Annotated in this window: 19 protein-coding genes and 1 pseudogene; 8 read left to right on the plus strand and 12 right to left on the minus strand. The window is 56.2% G+C overall.

Going from position 1 to position 21,990, the window contains the following annotated elements; genetic code table 11:
• The first annotated feature begins 389 nt into the window (after nt 1-389).
• The gene (locus tag GT355_RS16780; RefSeq protein WP_160135687.1) at nt 390-2,201 is read left to right on the plus strand and encodes a formate/nitrite transporter family protein; all 1,812 of its coding nucleotides are present in this window, start codon (nt 390-392) and stop codon (nt 2,199-2,201) included.
• A 122-nt stretch (nt 2,202-2,323) separates the two neighbouring features.
• Here the strand turns inward: GT355_RS16780 and GT355_RS16785 are convergent, their stop codons facing one another.
• A complete protein-coding gene (locus tag GT355_RS16785; RefSeq protein WP_160135688.1) occupies nt 2,324-2,542 on the minus strand; it encodes a hypothetical protein in 219 nt (72 codons plus the stop codon).
• 182 nt (nt 2,543-2,724) lie between these two features.
• On the opposite strand from GT355_RS16785, the gene GT355_RS16790 reads away from it, so the two are divergent.
• On the plus strand, nt 2,725-3,519 hold the full coding sequence (locus GT355_RS16790) for a DUF7260 family protein (RefSeq protein WP_160135689.1): 795 nt from the start codon (nt 2,725-2,727) through the stop codon (nt 3,517-3,519).
• 552 nt (nt 3,520-4,071) lie between these two features.
• Here GT355_RS16790 and GT355_RS16795 read toward each other — a convergent pair.
• Nucleotides 4,072-5,160 carry a mechanosensitive ion channel family protein gene (locus GT355_RS16795; protein WP_240145868.1) on the minus strand — a complete coding sequence of 363 codons (1,089 nt, stop codon included), beginning with the start codon at nt 5,158-5,160 and terminating at the stop codon, nt 4,072-4,074.
• A 166-nt stretch (nt 5,161-5,326) separates the two neighbouring features.
• Here GT355_RS16795 and GT355_RS16800 point away from each other — a divergent pair, with 166 nt between their 5' ends.
• Entirely contained in the window at nt 5,327-6,211 is an 885-nt protein-coding gene (locus GT355_RS16800) for a mechanosensitive ion channel family protein (RefSeq protein ID WP_160135690.1), read from the plus strand.
• A gap of 820 nt (nt 6,212-7,031) precedes the next feature.
• Here the strand turns inward: GT355_RS16800 and GT355_RS16805 are convergent.
• The 3 genes from GT355_RS16805 to GT355_RS16815 are packed head-to-tail and all read right to left on the minus strand — an operon-like array spanning nt 7,032 to nt 9,069.
• Nucleotides 7,032-7,496: a low molecular weight phosphatase family protein gene (locus GT355_RS16805; protein ID WP_192928047.1), complete on the minus strand. Its 465-nt coding sequence runs from the start codon at nt 7,494-7,496 to the stop codon at nt 7,032-7,034.
• A gap of 21 nt (nt 7,497-7,517) precedes the next feature.
• Nucleotides 7,518-8,678, minus strand: a complete 1,161-nt coding sequence (arsB, locus tag GT355_RS16810; RefSeq protein ID WP_160135692.1) for an ACR3 family arsenite efflux transporter — start codon at nt 8,676-8,678, stop codon at nt 7,518-7,520.
• Nucleotides 8,671-9,069: an ArsR/SmtB family transcription factor gene (locus GT355_RS16815; RefSeq protein ID WP_160135693.1), complete on the minus strand. Its 399-nt coding sequence runs from the start codon at nt 9,067-9,069 to the stop codon at nt 8,671-8,673. The genes arsB and GT355_RS16815 overlap by 8 nt, the downstream gene beginning before the upstream one ends.
• A gap of 138 nt (nt 9,070-9,207) precedes the next feature.
• Here GT355_RS16815 and GT355_RS16820 point away from each other — a divergent pair, with 138 nt between their 5' ends.
• Nucleotides 9,208-9,627 carry a RidA family protein gene (locus GT355_RS16820; protein WP_160135694.1) on the plus strand — a complete coding sequence of 140 codons (420 nt, stop codon included), beginning with the start codon at nt 9,208-9,210 and terminating at the stop codon, nt 9,625-9,627.
• Nucleotides 9,628-9,754: 127 nt separating this feature from the next.
• On the opposite strand, the pseudogene GT355_RS18695 reads toward GT355_RS16820, so the two are convergent.
• Both GT355_RS18695 and GT355_RS16830 read right to left on the minus strand, forming a co-directional pair.
• Nucleotides 9,755-10,337: pseudogene (locus GT355_RS18695) on the minus strand (permease); the annotation flags it as partial.
• A gap of 284 nt (nt 10,338-10,621) precedes the next feature.
• Nucleotides 10,622-10,789 carry a DUF1931 domain-containing protein gene (locus tag GT355_RS16830; RefSeq protein WP_160135695.1) on the minus strand — a complete coding sequence of 56 codons (168 nt, stop codon included), beginning with the start codon at nt 10,787-10,789 and terminating at the stop codon, nt 10,622-10,624.
• Nucleotides 10,790-11,006: 217 nt separating this feature from the next.
• Between GT355_RS16830 and GT355_RS16835 the strand changes: the two genes are divergently transcribed.
• The 4 genes from GT355_RS16835 to GT355_RS16850 all read left to right on the plus strand — a co-directional run bounded on the left by GT355_RS16835 (nt 11,007) and on the right by GT355_RS16850 (nt 13,580).
• Nucleotides 11,007-11,834, plus strand: a complete 828-nt coding sequence (locus GT355_RS16835) for a ParA family protein (RefSeq protein ID WP_160135696.1) — start codon at nt 11,007-11,009, stop codon at nt 11,832-11,834.
• A gap of 23 nt (nt 11,835-11,857) precedes the next feature.
• Nucleotides 11,858-12,331, plus strand: a complete 474-nt coding sequence (locus tag GT355_RS16840) for a DUF8160 family protein (RefSeq protein ID WP_160135697.1) — start codon at nt 11,858-11,860, stop codon at nt 12,329-12,331.
• Between the two features lie 296 nt (nt 12,332-12,627).
• A complete protein-coding gene (locus GT355_RS16845) occupies nt 12,628-13,098 on the plus strand; it encodes a winged helix-turn-helix domain-containing protein (protein ID WP_160135698.1) in 471 nt (156 codons plus the stop codon).
• The gene (locus tag GT355_RS16850) at nt 13,095-13,580 is read left to right on the plus strand and encodes an HNH endonuclease (protein WP_160135699.1); all 486 of its coding nucleotides are present in this window, start codon (nt 13,095-13,097) and stop codon (nt 13,578-13,580) included. The genes GT355_RS16845 and GT355_RS16850 overlap by 4 nt, the downstream gene beginning before the upstream one ends.
• Here the strand turns inward: GT355_RS16850 and GT355_RS16855 are convergent.
• The 5 genes from GT355_RS16855 to GT355_RS16875 are packed head-to-tail and all read right to left on the minus strand — an operon-like array spanning nt 13,560 to nt 21,987.
• Entirely contained in the window at nt 13,560-16,586 is a 3,027-nt protein-coding gene (locus tag GT355_RS16855) for a type IV secretory system conjugative DNA transfer family protein (protein WP_160135700.1), read from the minus strand. The two genes, GT355_RS16850 and GT355_RS16855, sit on opposite strands and share 21 nt — an antisense overlap.
• Complete coding sequence (locus GT355_RS16860) at nt 16,583-17,737, minus strand: DUF8128 domain-containing protein (RefSeq protein ID WP_160135701.1); 1,155 nt, start codon at nt 17,735-17,737, stop codon at nt 16,583-16,585. Before GT355_RS16860 ends, GT355_RS16855 begins: the two co-directional genes overlap by 4 nt.
• Entirely contained in the window at nt 17,734-17,928 is a 195-nt protein-coding gene (locus tag GT355_RS16865; protein WP_160135702.1) for a hypothetical protein, read from the minus strand. Before GT355_RS16865 ends, GT355_RS16860 begins: the two co-directional genes overlap by 4 nt.
• Nucleotides 17,925-21,632: a TraC-like domain-containing protein gene (locus tag GT355_RS16870; RefSeq protein WP_160135703.1), complete on the minus strand. Its 3,708-nt coding sequence runs from the start codon at nt 21,630-21,632 to the stop codon at nt 17,925-17,927. The genes GT355_RS16865 and GT355_RS16870 overlap by 4 nt, the downstream gene beginning before the upstream one ends.
• Nucleotides 21,625-21,987: a hypothetical protein gene (locus GT355_RS16875; RefSeq protein ID WP_160135704.1), complete on the minus strand. Its 363-nt coding sequence runs from the start codon at nt 21,985-21,987 to the stop codon at nt 21,625-21,627. The genes GT355_RS16870 and GT355_RS16875 overlap by 8 nt, the downstream gene beginning before the upstream one ends.
• Between the last annotated feature and the right edge of the window lie 3 nt (nt 21,988-21,990).

A 21,990-nucleotide genomic window follows, 5' to 3' on the forward strand; every position in this document is an offset into this window, starting at 1 on the left:
GGATAGGTATTCAAACAGCGGTACTGTCTCGGTCGCCGCGACATTCAAGAAGTCGTCGACTGAAGCTACGTTTTGCAGGGCGTTGGCTTTGCTGGACACACTTCCAACGCCCTGCAACCCTGCACGTGATGCTTTCTATGACACGCTCACCACTAAGCTACCAACGGGGGATGAGAGAGCCTACTTACGAGTTCACTGTACCGGAGCATCAACTCGTCAAATTTTGGCCGACGACTCCGAGAATAATCGAGCCATTGCACTCAAAGTAGGTTACACCAGACAACTCATCGAAGGGGACAGCACCTATCTAAGCAGTTGCGTTTGCACTCGTTTCAGATAGCATCAAATGAACGCCAAATGCTTAGTTCCAGTACAAACATATGTCATCAATGATGGACCCGGACGATTCCGATCCAGCGGGAGCGGTTCGAGACGCCATTGAGCGGTCCAGAAGCGGTGCTCCGGCTGCCGGAGCAGTCGTCCGTGACCGATTCTCCGCCGACGAAGTCTTCCAGCGCATCATCGCTGCCGCCGACGAAGAAGTCACCTCTGATAAACGCGAGCTCTTCTTCAGCGGGCTCGCCGCCGGCTTTGCGATTACAATCACGTTTTTGCTCTACTCGTCAATGACGGCTGCGACGAACGACAATCCAGTGTTGAGCGCACTACTGTATCCTCTCGGATTTGTCTACATCATCATTGGTGGTTACCAACTCTACACGGAGAACACGCTTCCTCCCGTTGCGCTGACCTTGGAACGACTGGCCAGCATTCCGACGCTACTACGCCACTGGCTCATCGTTCTTGCCGGCAACTTCGCTGGTGGTGCTATGGGCGCGGCCGCGCTTACGTGGGGTGGCGTGTTCTCACCGAAGGCGACACAAGCGGCCATCGACCACGCCCAGCATGGTGTCGAGACATCATTCGGAGCTCTGTTTTTCAAAGGGGCCTTTGCCGGTCTCATCGTCGCCGGCGTCGTCTGGGTCGTCTACGCCTCACGCGATACGATCTCGCGGCTCGTGGTCGTCTATATAGCATTTCTCGCCATTCCGTTAGGTGACCTTTTTCACGTGGTCGTCTCGTTCACTGAAATGTTGTATCTGGTATTTGCAGGTAATCTCGCTCTCACTCTTGGACTGACTCAGTTTGTCATCCCAGTCTTACTCGGTAACACTCTCGGCGGCATCGTGTTGGTGACCGTTGTCAACTACTTCCAGACAACTGAGCACCGTCTTGAATCTGCCCGCTTCGAGGGTTCTGACCGCCAACTCTCGCTCCGTGAATGGACGCTCGGGAGTATCGCCGGCCGCTCATACGTCTCCATGATCGATACTGCCGCCGGGGCTGCACCCGATGACAGCTCCTACCGAGTTTTAGTGCCAATCGGTAACCCACGTACCGAATCCGTGATCGTCGAACTTGCCTGCATTCTTGCCAGTGAGCGCGCGCCAGCGACTGTTCACGCCGTCCACATCGTTCAGGCGCCACAGGCATCGATGAGTTACGACCATGACCAGCACGAGCGCATTATAGCTGATTCCGACGAACAAATGAAGCATGTCCGTGAGACTGCACGGTCGTACGACGTTCCGTGTGAGACCTCGACAATCGTTTCTCACCGGTCATTCGAGGAGGTCTTCGACACTGCAGCGCGCGACCGCGCAAACCTCGTGGTGATGGGCTGGGGTGCTGACCGACCGTGGGGAGCCGCTCGCACTGAGCGTCCACTTGACGAACTGACTAGCCAGCTTTCCAGTGACGTCCTCGTTCTCAAGGACCGGGGTAACGATGCTTCACGAGTTCTCCTTCCGACCGCAGGTGGACCGCCATCCGATTTGAACGCCGAGGTTGCACGAGCACTTTGCTCGTCTGCCGATTCAGATATTACATTGCTCCACGTCGTTGACGGTCCTGACGAACGAGAGGCAGGCGAGGCGTTTCTCAGAAATTGGGCCGTCGACCACGATCTCGCCGATTCCTCATTGGTGGTCGACGATTCCGGTGACGTTGAGGACGCAATCTGTCGTGCGACCGTTGGCCATTCGTTGGTGCTCATTGGCGCGACAGAAGCGGGATTGCTTTCACGGCTTGTGACTGATTCGTTGTATTTTGACGTTATTGACGAGGTCGATTGCTCGGTGCTGCTTGCTGAACGGCCAGGTGGGCGAACCGTTCTCGAAAGACTTCTCAATCGATGGTAACACTGTCGCAATCGTCTTGAGCAATCCCGATTGATGAGATTATACCAACGGTTTTGGCTGTCACGTTACGGAGTATGACTCTCGATTTGCAGAGAATGAAAGGATAATGCAGAACAGATAGTTTAGGCGTCGAGTTCGTTCTGGGCTTTCTCGGTAAGGTCGGTCTGTTCGACGTAGCTCGCTATCGTGAGGATCGTCGGCGCCCAGAGTCCAACAAATATCCCCTTGCTTCTCTCCCCCTGAATATAGAATAAATAGAGCGAGTAAAGAACTGAAAGTCCTGCTGCCATGAGTGCACCGCTCGATGCTTTTTCTTCTGCTTCTATGTTTTGGTCTGCCATCGCAGGCCTGCTTTACATTGCATAGTATATTATCGTTTAGCCTGCATACATAGGCTAGTGGGCGCTCAAATAGACACTCTCCATAAAAAGTTAGCTTCTTGACAGTCTCTTTTCCAGACAAGAATTATCCATCTATACGTTGGCCAAAAATTACAGGGGGGTATGGCTACCAGTAGTAGTCAGTGACCGTTCAGTTCGTTCCCCACCATACTCGGGCTGGACTCAGTGAGCTATCTGAAGAGTACCACGAGGTGGAGGCAGAAACGGATGCACTCGCACGGTTCTCGAAAGAGCTCGCTAAGCTCGATACTTCAAGTTCTGAGAAGAACTTCCTCTGCGGAAATCATTCTGCTACCACGTTTGGCGCCACAACAACTGACACGGGAACCTCCACGAGGACTGTTCGAGACCTGTACCAGAACACGATTATGGATGTTGCACACTATGAGGAGCAGTATGGAGAGTCATTCACTCGGAATTGTACTGTTGAGTTCGGTCCTGAAATTGCAACTGCACTGCAAGGGGACAAAGGGTTGGTTCCTCCACTGAAGAACCAACTCCTCCAGGTCTCCCAAGAAGCGTATCGGGAGCGCATGCGATTGCTGAGAAAGATCAAACACGAACGTGCCTCGCTTGAGAACATTGACGAGCAACTCACCGAACTTGGAAGTAACTGTGAAGAATTTCTGATAGTGCGGTCGTTCTCCGAATGGTCGAACGAAAGGCTGCTAAACGCTCAAAGGAAGGCAAAAGCGCATGAACAGGAGTGCCAACGTCTGACGGAGAAACGTCAGACCGATATTCAGGAGTACCGATCTGTGAAGGACCGACAAGATGACGACGCATTCACCAACTATCTGTACGGTTCTCTCTTAGTCACCTATCCAGCGCTTGCAGATATATGTGATTTTGTGCAGACTCTCCAAAACAAGCAGTCACGGATTAGTACTCTTCTCTCCGAAGGGGCTAATCGATGATATTCTCACGCTTCGCGCCTGAGAGTCTCTCAACACCAGGGAGATAAAGCACAACTATAGCGTACAGCAGACATGAGTCGCTGCAGCTCTTGTAAGGCACGAGGAAAAACGCTCTATTACTATTCACCAGAAGACAAATCACAGTGGCTTTGTGAGAAGTGTCATCCTACTCGGTCGACATCTGATCGACAAATTACGTAGTCTGATCACCAACCATATGTTGCTATTCACGGTTCGAGATCTCGCAATGAACGCCATCTGAATAGAGCTACAAATCCCTGGGAAACGAGAACGAGACACACTACCAAAGCCAGGCTCGGGGTTTGCATTGGTCTTCCCACCACGAGAGCAGAGTATGAGTAGCAATGTTTCCTGCAACAAGCTATAATTTCCAGGCTCACATGGCACCAACGCACGAACGTAGTGCTTAGAGTGCCTATGATCTGCTCGCTACAAGCGGTGTACCTAATTGCAACCATCTAACAGATGTGACAGCAAGATATATTCGTATATCTTAGAAGCTATCCGGCAGTTCGCATGTGCTTGGACCAGTCAATCATCGATTGAACCCGGTGAGTCGAAGTTGTCGTTCGGCGAATCGTCGGAGTCCTCTGCCAGGTCCGATGCGCTATTGCGGGCGCTCGACATCCAGTCGTCGATATTCTCGGCTACGTAGTCCTTGCTCCCCCAGCCGACACCGATGCCAATTGCGAGTGCAAGTGCCACGCCAAGTGCGCCGAAGAACGCCACGATCACCGTGTTGAAGAGGTTCATCAGCACCGACGTATCGAAGCCGGCAGTATCGAGAGCAAACACGACTACAATATAGTAAACGAACAGCTGAACTGCCAGACCAGCGAAATTCGTCGCGCGGCTCGTGTTGATGTTCGCGACGAACTCGCCGACCAAGTCCGCGAGATAGATTCCCACGATGAGAATGAGGATACCTGCAATAATTAGCGGGAGCTGGCCTACGAACGCACTCAGTGGTCGTGAAAGGGCTGCGAACTGAAGTGCGTCGACCGCCGCGACCAGTGTGAAGTAATAAATCAACACTGAGACAGCCGTCCCAATTGCACCTCCGACACCGCCTGCCGCCCGCGTAGCCGACGCTAGCGGCGTATCCAGAACGTAGACCTCCAGACCGAGATTGTCGACGATATCCTCGACAATATTACCAACGAACCGACCGACTGCAACACCCGCTATCAGAATGACCGCTGCGACTACGATTTGAAGCCCTGCAGTCGTAATGTCCGTAAGGATATCGCCGGGTACTGGGAGATCAACCTGTGCAAGCGCCAACATGAATGCGAAGAAGTAGATAATGTATTTTACGAGGCTCCCGAACGCCTGTGCGATATCGCGTTCGGCGCCTCCTGGTTGCGCGAGTGGAGTTCCTTGCGTGTACTGCGACGGATTGATGCGCTCGACGACACGCTTGGCGACTCCACCTAAGACTCGACCAAGGATTATCCCTACAAGGAGGATGAGCAGTGCAGCGATTATCCCTAAGACAGCGGGGACAATATTCGTGATCGTCTCCTGGAGGTATTGCGGTACTTCCGTTTGGAGTGGAATCATGGTTAGTGTCACTTTCATCACCTTATCACACCTGTCACTCTCTGTGAGAGGTGCCATCTTCCTCTACAGGCGCCTACCAGTTAAATATTAGCGAACCTAGCCGCTGTTCATGTATAAATGGGAAGATCATGTAGCTATTCTGTAGGCCACATTGGTATCCTATAACACAGTGTGGATTTAGAAACGAATAAATATGACTTGCGCCTGCCTGTAATTGCAATATATGGTACCACTACAACAGGGGTTTTCGCTTGACCCACAGTTGTTGTTGGATCAGTACGGACCAGCGATAATAAGTGCAGCAGTCACCGTCGCTCTGTTCGCCATCTCATTCGTAGTTATTTACTACGTCGGGAAGGCACTCGTTGTCCGAGTTCTGCGTACGGGACTGAGAAGCCGCGGCATTAACGAGACCATCGTCGGGCTGGTTATCAGTACAGTCGTTGGAATTACGGCTGTAGTGGCGCTGGCGCTCGCTGCGACCATCGCAGGTGCGGGTGTCGTCCTCGCAGCGTTCGGGACGCTTGCTGGTGCGCTTGCTCTGGCTGTGGGCTTCGCCGCTCAGGACCTCATCGCGAACTTCGTCGCAGGGATCTTTATCATCCAAGATAAACCTTTCCGGACGGGCGATTGGATCGAATGGGATGGTCATACTGGCGTCGTTCAGGACGTCCAGCTCCGCGTGACGAAGCTCAATTCATTCGATAATGAGGAAATGACTGTACCGAATAGTGACCTCGTCAATGCCGTCGTGACGAATCCGATGGGCAATGACAAACTCCGAGTCGGGGTTGATTTCGGCATCGAGTACGACGCGGACATTGAACAAGCACGTGGAGCTATTGTTGAGGAGGCGAAGAATCTCGACGGCATCCTCCCAGACCAGGAGCCCTCGGCGCCGGTTACGAGTCTCGGGGATTCTGCCGTAGTGCTTTCAGGTAGAGTCTGGATCGATCCGAACAAAACGGGCTACGCATCTACAGTAGCCGCATTCACTGAGGCCGTTAAGAAGCGCTTTGATGCGGAAGGAATTGGAATGCCGTACCCCTACACTGAAGTCACCGGAAGCGTCTCCATGGACGGGGTAGAGGGCGAATTCCAAGCATAGGCTCTTCTTCAGCGGCTGTCTCCCGGTAGGCTTCTCACAGTGTACGTTCTACTGTATCCCCATCAAGAAACGCATGCTGCTCGAAAACCTTGGCAAGTCATGTCAATATTTATGGAATATCATCTAATGAGTGTCTAGCTGGAAAATGGGCCGGCCGGTTGGTCCCCCGGCCCGTGGTTCGCGTATACTCCTACGCACGGAGCTCCCGTGTTGGCCGCACGTAGTACAGGCAACACGCCTGCATATCTTAGTGAGGGTGAGAACATCTTAGCTCTTGTTACCAAATAACAGGATATTGCTGAGTGCTTGGTTTCGTTTACTGGACACTTTTCCCGCTCGTTCTCGGCGAACGAATGTAATTCAGAAAACAAATCTGATATGTGAGCCAGTGACTTGAACAGCCACATCCAACTTTGTACCCGACAATCCATCTCTATCAGGCGTTGAGCGTGATATTCGTAACTTCAGAGAAGCTGTTTGGGAGTACCGAAATTAACGAGAGGTTGTTGCTACTGCGGCTTCATGCAGAAGAATATATGAAATTTGTCTGTTTGTAGTTCTCCTATTCATTCTCAACAGGCAAAATTCCTCTCTTAGACTTCAGTTGAGAGAGTGAAATTTTGTGAGATAGGCAAGAATTCTAAGAGCGACCGCGGAAGTTGCTCGTTGCATAAGCAGCGGAACGAACTTATTCTCCCTGTAGGGGACAAACCCGGTCCCCGACACGAATCACCCAACGATGGATGCGATTACCTAGCGGAAGACAGCAGGGTCCAACCTACAGTTTTGAAAGCCCTCCTACGGGAAATCGTCGGCTATCTCAGTTCGCGGTGGTGCTCAGTTGTGAGTCGTCGCTGAGCTCATCGAACAGATCCACCACATGCTGGTAAATGTCGTCTCGAATCGAGCGTACCGTATCGATGTCCTCGCCATGAGGATCGAGAAGGTTCCAGTCACGGATGTCAACCGTTGAATCATCCTCATCAACATCGAGCGTCGAACAACCCATCGTCGCCACGTACTCACAGGAACGAAGTTCCTCGCTCGTGATTTCGCGCGGCATCCGCTCCGAGAGGTCAATTCCTTCCTCGCGCATGACTTCGATGACCTCCTCGTGAACGTGGTCCGCTGGGTGGGTACCTCCAGTGAGAATTTCGACGGCGTCCTCAAGGCCTCGGCGGTCGCGTTCGCGCTCGGCGAATGCGGTCGCCATCTGCGAGCGGCCAGCGTTCTGGACGCACATGAACGCGAGCCGAATCGGATCTGCTGTATCAGTTGTGGACATTGGTTTTGGGTCGTGTGGTGGTTAGTCGTCAGTGGTCGCCTCGGACGGTGATGTGTCAAGGCTACCAGTCCCGGTCCCACTCCAGTCGAGCTTACGCTGGAAATAGAGCGCAACGTGGACCAGTGCGAGCAAGACGGGCACCTCGATAAGCGGGCCGACGACGGTCGTGAAGGCGACGCCGGAGCCAACACCGAACACCGCAACCGCGACCGCGATGGCAAGCTCGAAATTGTTCGAGGCCGCTGTAAATCCGATTGCGGTCGTCGTCGAGTAGTCCGCACCGATTCCCTTCCCCATGCCGAAGCTCACGAAGAACATCACCACGAAGTAGATCGTTAGCGGCACGGCGATCAAGAGGACGTCAGCGGGTGCCGAGACGATGTTCTCGCCCTGCGTGGCGAACATCACGATGACGGTGAACAGCAACGCAACCAGCGTCAGTGGATCGATCTTCGGCACGAACTCCTCCTCGTACCATTCCTCACTCTTGACATGCGTACCGATATACCGGGTCAGAAAGCCGCCCACAAACGGAATCCCAAGGAAGACCACAATGGCTTGGAACACCTGCATCGGCGTGATGTCGAAGGTCGTGATGCCCGCGACGAGCGATTCCATTCCCAGCAGCGGGGGCAGGAACAACCCAAAGAACCAGACGTAGACGCCGTAGGTGACGATCTGGAAGAGGCTGTTGAACGCAACTAACCCGGTGACGTATTCGGGCGAGCCCTCGGCGAGTTCGTTCCAAACGAGCACCATCGCGATACACCGGGCCATCCCGATGAAGACGAGTCCGAGGAAGAACTCAGGGCGGGCTGGCAGACCGGGGACGAGTCCGCTGAAGAATACGACCGCTAGCGCAAACATCAGTGTCGGGCCGATGAGCCAGTTCTGGATGAGGCTCAGCCCGAGGACGCGCCAGTTGCTGAACACCGTCCGGAGCTGCGAGTAGTCCGCTTTCGCTAGCGGCGGGTACATCATGACTACAAGACCGATCTCCACGAGGTGGAAGTTCTGAATCGGTTGGGTCACCGATGGGGCAATGTAGCCCAATCCTACGCCAACGGCCATCGCGCCGAAGATCCAGACGGTGAGATACTTGTCGAGGAAATCCATTGAGCGCGGGTCGCCACACTGCGGACACGAGCAGTTCGGGCCGTGGTCGTGCTCGACGCTACTCACCGTTCACGCTCCCGTCAAGAACAGTCACGAGGGTAATGGCACGGTTAGTGGCTTGGTACTTCTTCCAGCGACCGTCCTTGCGCCCGGTCACGAGTCCCGCGTCGACGAGCGCCGAGAGTGCGTGACTGAGCCCGCTCTCGCTCACGTCGACAACGGCCTGAAGCTCACAAACACAAAGTTCCTCACCAGCAGCCACAAGCACGCGAGCGAGCGTATAGCGCGTCTCATTAGCGAGTGCGGCAAGGACATCGAGTTCAGCGTTGACCTGCGTCGGTCCGAGTGCTCCTTCAAGCGTCCCGAGTTCGTCAAGTCGTCGCTCAACGTCTTCATTCCGACATTCTCCGAGTTCATCTTCGAGATATCGCTGAAGTCGCTCAGTCGCTTGTGCCATGAAAGACAATTCAGTCCTAGCTCAATTAATTGTTCCGATGGTAGCTACCAGTATCGCCATATCACTTCTGATGCAATGCGTAGATCGATCATAGGAAATGGGCAGAAGGGATTTACTTGAGAAGAAACTAAACCAAATATGGAGTCAAAGCAAGTCAGCAGATCGGTGCCCAACCGGGCAAGCGATACCAGCCGAAAACAGCGTGATGGAGTGAACTTCACAGGTGCATTCGGAAAGAAGACCGGTGACTCGGACCTTCGTTTCATTGAGGGGCAACTTCCCGAACACGAAGGCCAGGTTGAAAGCGACGAATCGCCTGCCCAGCAGCTCGAACTCGCCTTACAGAACCTCGAAACTCAGCTAAATCAGCGCGGGCAGGAACTGGATGACGTGCTTCAGATCACGCTTTATCTTACCGACATGGACGCCTACGAATCGGTCAACGAGACTTACGAACGATATTTCGAGGACACGTACCCGGCGCGCACGACTGTCGGAGCCTACGAACTACTCGGTGGTGCCGCAGTCACCATCAACGCAGTCGCCGCCCTCGAATAACACCGAACGAGCTGCTACAGATACAAAGACGATACCGGAAGTTCATAATCGGGATCATCAGGGCGGCGAAATCTGTGTTGCCACGGTGTATGAGAAGTGAAGATGGATGGTTGGCCAGCAGGGTAACTTAGACAATGAAGACATTGAACACGACACCAACGGTGACACCGATTGCGACAACAGTGGTAGCGTAAACGACCAACAGCCGCCGCTTGAAGGGTTTGTTCAGCAGAATCAAATTCGGGATGCTGACACCAGCTCCGCCAACGACGAACGCGAGAACAGTCCCGATAGCGATCCCCTGTTCGCTGAGGGAGGCGGCGGTGGGCAGCATTCCGCTGCGACTGACGTAGACCGGCGCACCAGCGAGTGCTGCCAGTGGCACGGCTAAGGGGGTTCTCAGGCCCGAGGACGGTCTAAAGCACGTCGACTAGAACGACGCCATGAATCAGTGCTCCAATTACCATTCCGAGAATCAGATATGGAAGAGTATCGACGAAGAACGACCATGTATCACGTGCGGCACTCTCGATGTGCTGTCTGTAGGTCTGTTCGGTCGGCGCCGTTCCTCTAGCACAGCAATCGACCGTCCCACTGTCCGCTGCGACGGCTTGATTAGCATCGTCAGTGATGCGGACCTCCTTGACGTGCTCGGTCAACCCCAGCCGTCCGATCCCGAGTCCACCGACGACAGCCGCGACGAACGTTATGCCCCTCTAGTGGAGGACTCAATTGTCAGCCCACTACTATCGATTTTCCAGGGTCGCCTCTACTTTTCCCTCTCGCTCACTCTCGATTCCGTGATAAGACCTCAATCTCTACTCTTTCCATGATCTTCCGCTTGTACGGAGCTCTCTCCATCTTTCCCTACACCCGCTGTCATCCCACCGGCTACCACTGGCTACTGCTCTGGCAGTCCGGCCATCGTGTCATTCGAAAATAGTACCCGCTGTTCTCTGGCCCGGTTCGCCGCCGTCACTGGCGGCGGCAGTCCTTACAGATCGCGCGCCTGCACCGTCTTCCGATCGTTCGCGTCGGCTCGCTGGGTCGCCTTTTCGAGTAGCTCACTCACGTCCTCGTCGAGTGCGTCGTAGAAATCGTTCGATACGTTCATCTCGCTCAATTCTTCTTTTACTGCCGATTTGACAATAGTGGAAGCCACGGATGGACTTCACCCCTTGATGGCATCAAAATGCCGGTATCGTCACTCTCCAGCGTGCTACTGCCCACAGGAAATCAGTAGTTAGACGTTTTGCCCGCTTTGCCCCTTTTGCTTTCTTTGCCCCCTTTTTCGAGCTGTGCCAGTTTTGCTAACTTTGCTATCCAAAATCACTAAGAGGCCTTTGCGAGACAGTAGGTCCTGGAGGTACAATCGCTACATGGTAGACAAGACAGCGACGCTCTGTTTGAGCAATCGGAAAGGCGGTGTTGGCAAGACCACGTGTTCGATCCACATCGCGGGCGCTCTCGCTCAGCGAGATCGCGATGTGTTGGTATTCGATTTGGACCCGCAGGGAACTATCACTCGTGGCCTCGGCTACTCGGAGTACTACAACGATATGGACCTCGATGTGACGCTCCATGAGGCGCTCCTCGATCGGGAGTCGATCAGTCAGGTTAGTGAGGTAGTCAAGGAGCACCCAGAGTTCGATGTCGCCCGTTCGCACCGTCGGATGACCTTCGATACAGCGTCTAAGCTCTCCGGGGAGCCCCGGGCAGAAGACCGCCTGGAACTCGCATTCGGTGAGCTCGAGACAAGCTATGACTACATCGTCGTGGACTGCCCACCGTCGCTGGACGTCCTCACGGACAACGCGCTGCTCGCCACACAGAACGTCATCATTCCCACGTATCCAGAGGAGCTGAGCGTGCAGGGTCTCGACCTACTCTTCGATCAGGTGGATGAGCTTGAGCAGTGGCATGAAACCGAGATTCGGAAGCTCGGTCTGGTTGCCAACCGGATCGAGAACAACGCTGACGCGGATGAGTACGTAGAACTCTTTCAGGAGAACTTCGGTTCGCTCTGGGAGATCTGGCAGGTTAGAAAGCGCGTCGTCCTCCAGCGCGCTATCACGGACGGCCGTGGCTCCATTTTCACCCACGATGAGGAGTGCGACATGGCCGCTGAGTTCGAGAAGATTGCTACTACCCTGGATGACACATTCGGATTCGCTGAGGCTGAACCCCCCACTGAGGTGACCCACTGATGGCTGATGGTCGTAGTGACTCCATGAGCCGCCTCGCCTCGCGTGAACGCAGTAAGTCAGAACCAGAATCGGAGTCGGAACCAGAATCAAAATCAGACTCACAGTCGGATCCTGAGAGCGCTTCACCATCGGATGACACAGGAGAGAGCACGGAGGGCTCCCAGTCGGCTACTGATGCTGATGCCAGCGGTCATCCCACTGTTGACTCCGCTGATTCTTCCTCTACTGAGAGCGCCACTGACTCCCGCTCTGTCGCCGTCAAAGATCGCGGCAGTAGCCTGTTCATGTACCTGCCTCAATCCCTCGGAAATGAGATAGATCTGGCCTGCCAGTCGGTCAATCTCACCTACCAACAAGAAAGCGGTGAGAAGCTCGGGAAGAATCGCTACCTGTATCCTATCGTGCTCATGGTCGGCGTCGACACAGCAGTTGATCTCGACTATGAGGAGATCGTTGACCTCGTTGAGAGAGTCGATGAGATAGAAGACGGCCACTGATCCACGCGCTCGATTCGCTTTTATCCCTCAGATAGCTTATACAGTTTTTCGGACCATGCTTTCCTTCCTCACTTGCCGATCTTTGCCTGTGCTGGCTCGGAAAGACAGCCATGCTCTCCAGGCTCCCTTTGGCCTCTTGGCCCGCTAATACTCTCCGCCTCCGCTCACCCCCTATGTTCACCATCACGACACACCCGACACCCCCTTCTTTGACAGCTATACGCTTCGGCAGTACAATGATAGCCAGATATTAACCCGCTAAATATTAGTCGGATAATCTTATAGCTATAGACGAGATGGCACCTACTTCACCTAATACAGACAGGGTTTCGTTCGAATCTATCAGCGAGAAAATGAGCCGTGATCGGGGAGAGCTGCTTGCGGTGATCGCCCGGAGTGATGGCGGTATCGAGACAGGTGAGTTGCGTCGGGAAGTCGGCGTCCCGTCAGGAAGTATGCATTATCATATGGAAGCGCTTCGAGACTGGAATCTCATCGAAATCGTCGGCGAAGGAGAGGGTAATGGTTCTATTCCACCCAAAGTGTATGATGCTACGGAACGGGGGATGGAGTTTTTGGACCGCCCGACTGCTCGCACTATCCCTTCGGCGGAAGAAATAGACGAGCTGCATCAGCGGGTAGAGGAGTTATCAGAACAAGTAGAAAACCAACGCAATCAGATTGTAGAGTTGATTCATCTGCTCGATAAACGGCTCGAAGGTTCGATAGTTGAAGATATCCATTCTGGCACAGGAGGTGACCGATGAGCAACAAGAATGACGAGAGTTGCTTCATCTGTGGAGAGGAGAATTCCATCGTTCTTCAGCGCCATCACATCATCCCTCGCCGGTACGAAGGGTCTGATCACAGCGAGAATTTAGTCACGCTCTGTGCTAACTGCCACGTTGCATTGGAACGCATCTACACTGATAAGGTCCTTACACAATTGGGCCGGGCATGGGAAGAGCAGCAATCCAATAGAGACGTCTCAGACATCCTTGACATTCTCCAATCGTCCACTGTGCCCGACCCTTCTCGTGGTGAAGACACAAAGTCTGTTCGTGAACCCTTCAGTTTTGGAGCAGCGCTCGCTGCTGCGTATCATGCTGTAGGAAAGAATTTTCTTAAGGAGGTGCTGGTAGATCTGTGGGACGAAACCAGAAGAGGTGCCGAGGAAGGCGACCCTCCAAATGTGAGAATTGAGGTACAGCAAGACAATTCTGGAACTCTATTCACCAGATTCCAGTAACTCGCTCAGGCTCCCAAATTCTCCTTTCATCTGCTCTCGCTGCTCATTGGACAATTCACCATCTTCGGCCAGTGTTTTCTCGTTCGCAGCATTGACGTCGGCTCGATCGGTGCCGGCGTCCGCGTTCTCAGCGCTGCTTCTGTCCCCGTGGATGCTCACAGATACAGACTGCTCCTCCCCAAGAACCTCCGTAATCGATACCTGCTCGCGGTCGGGACCACAATAGAGGCGCAGATCCTTGGGTCGGTCCGCGCCCTCGGGGACCACTATGATGTCCCATGCACTCTCGGAGACCCCGCCGTCGAAGTGATGCTCGGGGATGAACGGTCGGTACACGGGTACGTACTTGTCACGTTGGTCATCGGGTACGACTCCACTCGTTGCAGGGTACTTCTGCGGGTTCTCAAACACCTCCTCTGCGCTCTCGAAACGGGCATGCTCCTCCCCGTCACTATCTCGAAGCAGGTACTCTTCATTCTCGTCGTCGTAGAGCCATACTGTCTGGCGAGCACCCTTTGGCCGAAGCATCATCTGGCCGTTGACCATGAGTTCGCCACCGTTGTAGCAGCGCTCGTACTCACCACTCCAGCTATGTGAGTAGTAGCCGTTCTCAGTGAGCGTCTGCCAGAGCGTTTCGGCGACTCTCTCGCGGGCGGTGTAGAGACAGCGCTGGCCCTTGTTGTACGCCTGTGCGAGATTGAAGAGTGACTGCGCGGGCTTTGAGTCACCCGTACTGCTCTCGGCTTCGATGGCGATCGCCGGGCCTTCGGTGCGTCGCATGATGACCGGATTCGCGCCCCTCGGGATGGCGAACCGCTCCAGCAGCGGGTACTGGTGCTCGAACTGCTGGCTGACATTGCGGACGTCGCGGTGGGTGCTCTCACCGATGTCGAAATCGAGCATCGCTACGTCCGAGAGATCGGCCACGCCGTCGGGCATATCACCGTCGCCCTGCGTCGGCAGCGAAACGACCATGCCCGTCCGAAGCAGCGGCGCGTAACCGTCTTTCAGTAGCGTGCGATGCTTCCCACCGCCGGCACTGCCCGCCGAACCTGTCTCGAAAATCTTGTTCTTACCACGCTCGGTGCAGCGCATGAACATCTCACCGTCGCGCTCGCGAACTTCGAGCAGGTCGTCGGGCACGTGATCGATGACGTGCCAGAGCAGGCTGACGTGGCTGACGTCAACGGTTGGGAGGTAGTGGTCCACCCGCTTGCGCGTCGTCGGCTTCTCAACCGGAACCCAGCGTTCGCTTTCCTCTCCTTGCTGTTTTTCCTGGTTTTGCCCGCTTTGTTCGTTTTGCCTTCTTTGATCGTCCCGGCGAATCCATTCGTCGTAGGCGGCTTTCGCAACCTGTGCGGCCTGCTGGTCGTCGATCTCCTGACTCTCCTCAACTTGCTCCTCGACGCTTCCGGCCGTCGAGAAGTGCATCTTGTCCTGTACTTCCTCGCTCGTTGGCGGGACTGTCCCGTACTCATCGAGAGAGCTGACGATGAGCCGGTAGGCGTCCTTGATGTCGTGGAGCGGCGGGTACGGCGGGAACGCCTCGGCTAAAAATGGCCGCGAACGCTTGCCCGGCCCGGTGGCCGTCCGCATCCAAGCATGAAACTGGTCAGTTTCGAGTAGGTCTTGATCGTCTTTCTCGCCGAATCGTCGCGAGAGCAGTTGCGCCTCGTCCGGATGACCGGGGTCGTAGACGACGAGCGAGTTACAGTTGCCGAGAATCGCATCTTGTGCGTCTTGATCCAACTGGCGTAGTTGCTGACTGGCAATAGTCAGACCAAGTCGCTTCGAGCGTGCCTTCGCGAGCATCTTCTCGACCTTGCTCCCCTCGCTGAGTACGTCGTGGGCCTCGTCGATAACCAGGAAGTAGGGCGTGTAATCCGCATCGAGCGACCCGCCGGCTTTCTCGTGCTCTCGCACGGCCTCGTCGACGGCCTCCTCGTCGAACTCGCCCACCCCACCGTCGTCGGCTTCGGCCATGTCCTGCATCAGCTGGTCGCGCTGAGAAGGCCGCGAGTCCACGGCAGTCCATATTTGCCGCAGGATGGCCGTCGCGACCGCCTCCTTCGGCTCGTCGGGGAGGTTGTTATTCACGAGAATGATCTTCTCGTCCTCGACGGCCTGCGGGATGGATGTCTTCGCATCGCGCTGGGCGACGATCTGACGCATGGTCGGCTCCTCGACCCAGTCCTTCAAGCGGCGGCGAATCGCGTCGAGGTCGATGTCGTCCAGTTCGGCAATCTTGTTGGTGTATCCCTGAATGAACGAGAGGTCTTCGTCGCTGGCCTGGATCAGGTTCGCGTACTCCGCACGGGATTCTTCGTCGAGCAGCGCACCAAACATATCGGCGAGCGTAAAGTCGAATTCGTGGCGGATCATCCCGCGCAGCATATTCGAGGCGATCCCATCCATCCGTGGGCCCCAGTAATCATCAGCGGCGAGTAGCGCTTTGAGGTCATTGACGATACCCTCTACCTCGCCATCGAATCCGGGGTCTCCGGGCTCGGTATGCGTCTCCAGCAGATTGAACCCGACCTGTTTGCGAAAGGCATCGCTGCCGGGCGAGATGAAGATCACATCGTCCCAGCGCTCTTCGGGAATCGACATGAGGATGTCGAGCACGTCATCGCCTTTCGGATCGATATAGCAGACGCCTTTCCCGGCGTAGATATGCTGCTGGACGATGTTTTTCTCCAGCGTTGATTTGCCCATCCCAGTCAGTCCGCCGATGAAGATGTGCCGAAAGAGCAGGTCGTACGGCAACGAGACGTCTTTGTTGTCGCGCTCGGTCGCGCCGATCCACCGGGGCTGGTCGGGTACTTCTTCGGCGTATTCGACCATCGCTCGCGCTCGCGAACCGGCGTAGATGTTGCCGTTCTCGGCTATCATCTTCATCTCTCGCCGAGTGAACTGGCGCTGCTCGTCCTCGCCCGCCGGCGTCACTGCATACCGCCAGTCCTCGCTCTCGCTCACATCCTCCGAAGACTGTTCGGCATCGCTCATTTGCTCTCTTCGCCCTCCGCTTCTTGGAATGACTCGAACGCGGGCGCTTCACTCGGTGTGCTGCCCGAACCACTCGTCCGCGAGTAGTCGATCTCGGGCGTTGCGAGCGTCGTCGGCACATGGCAAACACCGGCGAGAGCGCTCGCCGAGAGTATCATCTCCCGGTCGACCCATTCGCGCCGAGCCATACGACGGACGAGCGTCGTCGCGCCGTCAGGACCCGCCCAGATCGGCTCGAAGCCCTGCTCGTAGGTGCTGGTATAGAATCGGCGGTACATCCCGGCAGTATCCTGCACACGCTCTTCGGCCTCCTCGGGACTGTTGGCGACGGCGATGACACGAACGTTCAGGTGGTAGCCCTTCTCGCCGCGCTGGTTGCCCACTACGTCGGCAGCCTGTTTCTGCGCGCTCGTCGTCGGTCGCTGCTTCGTGTGCTCGATTTCCTCGCCGTTACCACCGGTGAGCGCCGTGGCGAAGCCTTCGAGGGCGGCACTGGGTCGCCAGCCCACCTCGCCCTTCTTGAGTCGCTCAGCGGTCTTGTCGACGCCGTGGTACCAGTTCTTGCGGTCGCGGGGGTGGTTCGACCACGCCGGGCGAATCAGCACTTGCACCATCGTCGAAACGTTGTCGCCGCCCTCACGTCGCCCGATCATTTCGGGGATGATGGCACCGTACGGGTCAGTCTCGAACTCCTCGGGGTCGATCTCGAAGTGTTTGATCGGTTTGAAATAGTTGTCATCTGCGAGTTCGAGCCGCGCCGCCGCGAGATACTGGCCCTCTTGGATTGGGAGAAACTCGGCTGGAACCCGCTGGACATCGGCATCGCGATAGAAGTTCGGAACCAGCCGCTCCAGTTCCTCGAGAACGTGCTCATCGACGGGCGCGAACCGATAGCTGATAGCCTCGTCTGCGTAGGTCGGCTCGAAAGCGACGGGCGGAGTCTGGTTCGTGCTCCGAATCCCGTCCGATGATTTGACGTCGTGAATAGCCGTGAGTAACTGCTTAGCCGCTCGCGTATCCCCGTCATCGCGGTACGGGCGAACGGTCAGTACATCACCGTGTTCGTCGACGGATTGACGAACGTTATCGGCGAGATCGGGGCCCACTTCGGCGGCTTCGGGGGAGTTCTGGCTACTACCGAGCAGACTCACGAATCGCCCCTGTCCAAGTTGACCCAGTCGTATTCGTCCTCGAACTCATCCAGTAGATACGCAAGCGTGTCGTCACCAGTCATGTCTTTGTCAATGTGTGCAGAGAGCTGCCGTCGAAACGAGTCAAAACGCGATTTGGTGTCCGAACTGGTCGAAATCGAGCTTCGTCCCGAGCTGCTGTCGTCGCTCATTCGCTGTTGCTCTCATCGGTAGCCATTTTATCTTTCGCCAGTCGCCCGGCGAGAAGGTCGCTCGCGGAATCGACGAATTGCTCGGCGCGCGTCAGGCCGACGCCCTCGACCGCAGTCAGATCATCGCTCTCGCTACTTGCTACGTCACTGACCGACTCAAAGCCGGCTTCGCGGAGCGTGGTCGCACGATCCGCGCCAACGTGTTTGATGTCCGTCAGTGTGGGCTGAACGTCGTCTTTGGCTTCTCTGGTGCTATTTTCGTCGCTCGATTCACCCTCTTCTTGCCGGCACTCGTTCGTCTCTGCGTTTGCTGGGTCCTCGATGAGGTCCTCGGACCAGCCGAGCGTTCGCGCCGCGTTTCGTTGGATGAATGCGGCCTTCGTCGCATCGAGGCCCTTGACCGCGGCAAGCGCGCTGTTATCAGCCTCGTATACCGCTTCGACACTCCCAAAGCCGGCACTCTGGAGTGAGTCAGCAGTCTGAGCGTCGATACTGCCGTGGATGTCACCGAGTGTAAGCTCGTCCGTTGGCTTGTCGGACTGCTTTCTCTCCTCCGCGCCAGCCTGTGCGATGACCTCCTCGGCACTCCTGATACCGCCCTCGTTTGCGTCCTCAGAAACGTGCTCATTGTCTTCGGAGAGTTCCACGTTCGATGGTGTACCTGCTTTCTCGTCGCCCGTCTCGCTCTCCTTGACGCCCTGATCGGGCGGCTCCATCTCTGGTCGAAAGCCCGAATCGTTTGCCCAGCGCCAGTCGCACACGTCGTCGTGATGGCGCAGGTACGCAGCCATATCCTCGCCGTGTTTCTGCGGATCGTACCGATAGAGAGCGAACTCACGCGGATTCACATCCTCGTCCATCTCTACGCGCAATGGGAAACAGCCCTCCCGATCGACCTGTAAGAGCGCCTCGGCGTAGCCGATCTCCCGCTCGCCCGGCTCGGCGTCCTTGATGAATTCCTGCTCGGTGTCGCTGAGGTCGAACGCCTTGCCCCACGTACTGTTCATCTCTTTCAGGTAGTGAAAGAGCGTCATCGAGGTGTTGTCGATGATGTCCTTCGCCGACTCTTTGACCGTCTCACCCTCGTCTTCACGCTCTTCGAAGAAGTCACCCATCTGCTGGGTGCTGAATATCATCGAGAGGTCGTAGTGTCGGGAGTGACGGACGATCTGGCGAAGGAATCGCAGGTCGGCCGTGTTCGAGAACATGTAGTGGGCCTCGTCGAAGGCCGTCACGGTCGGATGCACTGATGTCTTCGCCTGCTCGTAGACCTGCGAAATCAGTAACTGCATCATCAACCCACCTGCCTCGCGGTCCGAATCGTACTGCTGGAGGTCGAGATAGAGAAAGCCGGTATCCTCGATGTCCGTAATATCGGTCTGCTGGGTCAGGTTGTGGTATTCGCCGCCCTCAAGCAGCGGCTCGATGTCGTTGTTGAGAATCTTCACTGCTGTCTGCTCGCGGTCTCTCTTGGCCGCCTCGCTGTCTTCGAGAGCGTCACTGACGTACTCGCCGGGGTTGCGGGCCATGTCGCGGATGAACCAGATGGCGGTCATGACCGTCGGACTCTTGCGGTCGTGGGTCTCGGGGTCTTCGGTGATGCCGGCCCACTCGTAGGCGAGCTTGATGGCCTTCTCCCACGTGCCTTTGCGATCCTCGTAGTTCATCCCCTCCAACTGGTAGTAGGTCTCGACGAATGCCTTCGACTGCCGCATTGCCGTTTTGAAGGGTATCTCGCGGCCGATATCCCGCAGCACGCTTTCGGGCGTTGGCTCGATGTGGAAGGGGTTGATCGCCGTATCCCCGCCGATGACGATGCGCTTGCCGCCGAACAGTTTGGTGAGTCCGGCAAAATCCTGTAACGGGTCGATGACGACGACGGTGGTCTCGGGATTTCGGAGTTTTCGCCGAGTCAGCAGCTGCTTGAGCGAGGTCGTCTTCCCGCTGCCGATGGTCCCGAAGATACCGATGTTGTAGCCCGTCGGCCGGTTGTAGATGTCCAGTACCGTCGGTTCGTCGCGTTCGCGATGCTTGCCAATGACCACGCCATTCGGATCGGTGAGGTTCTTCGCGTGCCACGGATAGACCGACGCGAGACCCATATCCTTCATGAGTGCCGTCTCACAGATGACGTCCTTCGCTATCGGGGCCGACGAGTGCAGCCCGTTCATCTGGTTGTGATCCACTCGGACACCGCCAGCGTTCGCGGGCTTTTCCTGGAGTCTCCGCTTGACGCTTGCCACCGTATCGTTGTGCCACTCGATGGGGTCCATGTCGCTGGGTGCGGAGGTAACGTCGGACTTGACCGTGATATAGGCCGCAACCTTGAACATCGCCTTGTTCGGCGCTTTCCGGGTTTGGTTGATGTCTTTGGCAGTTTCGTATTTCTGCCGGTCGCGCTCTTTCGTGAACGAGCCTTTCTCCTCCGCTTTCTCCCACTTCTGTTCGAGTGAGAGCACCTTCTGGTCCATGTCGTCAGTCTCGTCACGCTCGGACTGCACCGAGAGGATGACCTCGACACCGGGTGTGGACGACGCCAAAATGTGCGAGAACATCCCGTAGGTGGGCACTCGTGGCCAGTTCCGAACGGCGATGGTGCTAGCGAGCGTCCGGTCGTCGATGCGAACATGGCCGGGGTCGGTCGTGTCGAACTTCGCCGAAATGAGCGATTTGTAGTGATCGGAGAGCGCGTCTGGCTCGTTGTGAACCACGTCGGCGGTCGTCCGTGACGGTGATGCAACGCCAGGCGGGTAGTTCCGTGCCTTCGCACCACCGTCGGCGACTGTTCGCCCGTCAGCTGCGTAACCCTCAACCTGCTCGTGCTCATGGGCGATGGGGTACTCAGGGTCGTCTTCGTCGCCGTACACAAGCGGTGCCTGCCGAACGAGGCTGGTGTAGTCGTCATAGGCGAAGGCATCCTCGCGGCCGTAGTGATCGGCGATGACCTGCGTCGCCTTTGTCGAGGAGAGCGGTGTCGCACTCACGCCCTCCATGTTACGAATCGCCGACGCCATCCGCTCGACACGCGTGGTGAGTTTGTCGCACATCGCCCGTGCGTGAGCACCCTTGTTTTTCTGTTGGCTGGCTTCGCGCTTTTTCTTCAGCGACCCGATGATGGGCACGGTCGCCAGGCCACCGCGGTCTTCGGTGAACTGGGCAGTCGTATCCAGCTCCGAAACCGAGACGACGACGTAGTGAGTGCGCGAGAGCGTGGTTTGTTCGTGCAAACTGACGTTGTTCGCGCGTTCCTGAGCGATGTCGGCGAGGACCTTGCTGTTGGTCGTGTCGCCGGTGAGTTGCCGCTCCTGGGATTGCTCTCGATAGGTTTCGTGCCGGTCGCCGTAGTCGACCGAGCGCATGGGCGAGTAGATCTGTACTGAGCCGTTCGTGTTCGACATCAGCACGCTCGATAGGCGCTCGACCTGCGCTTCCCACTCACTGTCGTCCGCGGTCGCCATGTTCGCCGGTTCGACTTCGATCACCCCGAGGTAGGCTCCATCCTCGCGCCGAATGGCGTACTCGCCGCGAACGGCGTCTTGAAGCGGGATGTGATCTTCGCTGGATTCCGGTCGACCAGCACCGACGACTGGCAGTGAACGAACGCCCGGAAGCCGGGCGATCTGTCCCGGAAGCGAGTCGTTAGTTGGCTGCTCGACGCCACCATCGCTATCACCCTGCTTCAGATCCGCTGCGTTCTCACTCATCATTGGTATCACTCGTATTCATTGTATTCTTTGTATCGAAAGTATTCGTTCGACTCTGGACAAAAATCTGTTGCTGAGTATAGGAGGTAAGCCGTAGATAGGCGAATCCCCACGGAGTGAGGTGTGGCGGCGTCGCCGAGAAGAGGACCCCAACACCGGCGACGATGCCGACACCACTGATGATCGCGAGTGGGAGGGGGAGTAGTTGCGGCAACAGGAACGTCATGATACCGACGAAGAGCACCGCCAGTGCCCACGTTTTGTGACTGTACCCTACCAGCTCGGGGTCGGTAGAGAAATCTGACAGGATACGGTCATCGACCTCTCTACCAGTGTCTTCGGTTCGTTGTGACATGAT

It is taken from the genome of Halococcus salsus (assembly GCF_009900715.1).
Lineage (GTDB): Archaea > Halobacteriota > Halobacteria > Halobacteriales > Halococcaceae > Halococcus > Halococcus salsus.

Coding starts and splice junctions, on each gene's coding strand:
- GT355_RS16780 (WP_160135687.1), top strand. CDS start 390: ATGATGGACCCGGACGATTCCGATCCAGCGGGAGCGGTTCGAGACGCC.
- GT355_RS16785 (WP_160135688.1), bottom strand. CDS start 2,542: ATGGCAGACCAAAACATAGAAGCAGAAGAAAAAGCATCGAGCGGTGCA.
- GT355_RS16795 (WP_240145868.1), bottom strand. CDS start 5,160: ATGGCACCTCTCACAGAGAGTGACAGGTGTGATAAGGTGATGAAAGTG.
- GT355_RS16800 (WP_160135690.1), top strand. CDS start 5,327: ATGGTACCACTACAACAGGGGTTTTCGCTTGACCCACAGTTGTTGTTG.
- GT355_RS16805 (WP_192928047.1), bottom strand. CDS start 7,496: ATGTCCACAACTGATACAGCAGATCCGATTCGGCTCGCGTTCATGTGC.
- GT355_RS16815 (WP_160135693.1), bottom strand. CDS start 9,069: ATGGCACAAGCGACTGAGCGACTTCAGCGATATCTCGAAGATGAACTC.
- GT355_RS16820 (WP_160135694.1), top strand. CDS start 9,208: ATGGAGTCAAAGCAAGTCAGCAGATCGGTGCCCAACCGGGCAAGCGAT.
- GT355_RS16835 (WP_160135696.1), top strand. CDS start 11,007: ATGGTAGACAAGACAGCGACGCTCTGTTTGAGCAATCGGAAAGGCGGT.
- GT355_RS16840 (WP_160135697.1), top strand. CDS start 11,858: ATGAGCCGCCTCGCCTCGCGTGAACGCAGTAAGTCAGAACCAGAATCG.
- GT355_RS16845 (WP_160135698.1), top strand. CDS start 12,628: ATGGCACCTACTTCACCTAATACAGACAGGGTTTCGTTCGAATCTATC.
- GT355_RS16850 (WP_160135699.1), top strand. CDS start 13,095: ATGAGCAACAAGAATGACGAGAGTTGCTTCATCTGTGGAGAGGAGAAT.
- GT355_RS16855 (WP_160135700.1), bottom strand. CDS start 16,586: ATGAGCGATGCCGAACAGTCTTCGGAGGATGTGAGCGAGAGCGAGGAC.
- GT355_RS16865 (WP_160135702.1), bottom strand. CDS start 17,928: ATGAGCGACGACAGCAGCTCGGGACGAAGCTCGATTTCGACCAGTTCG.
- GT355_RS16870 (WP_160135703.1), bottom strand. CDS start 21,632: ATGAGTGAGAACGCAGCGGATCTGAAGCAGGGTGATAGCGATGGTGGC.
- GT355_RS16875 (WP_160135704.1), bottom strand. CDS start 21,987: ATGTCACAACGAACCGAAGACACTGGTAGAGAGGTCGATGACCGTATC.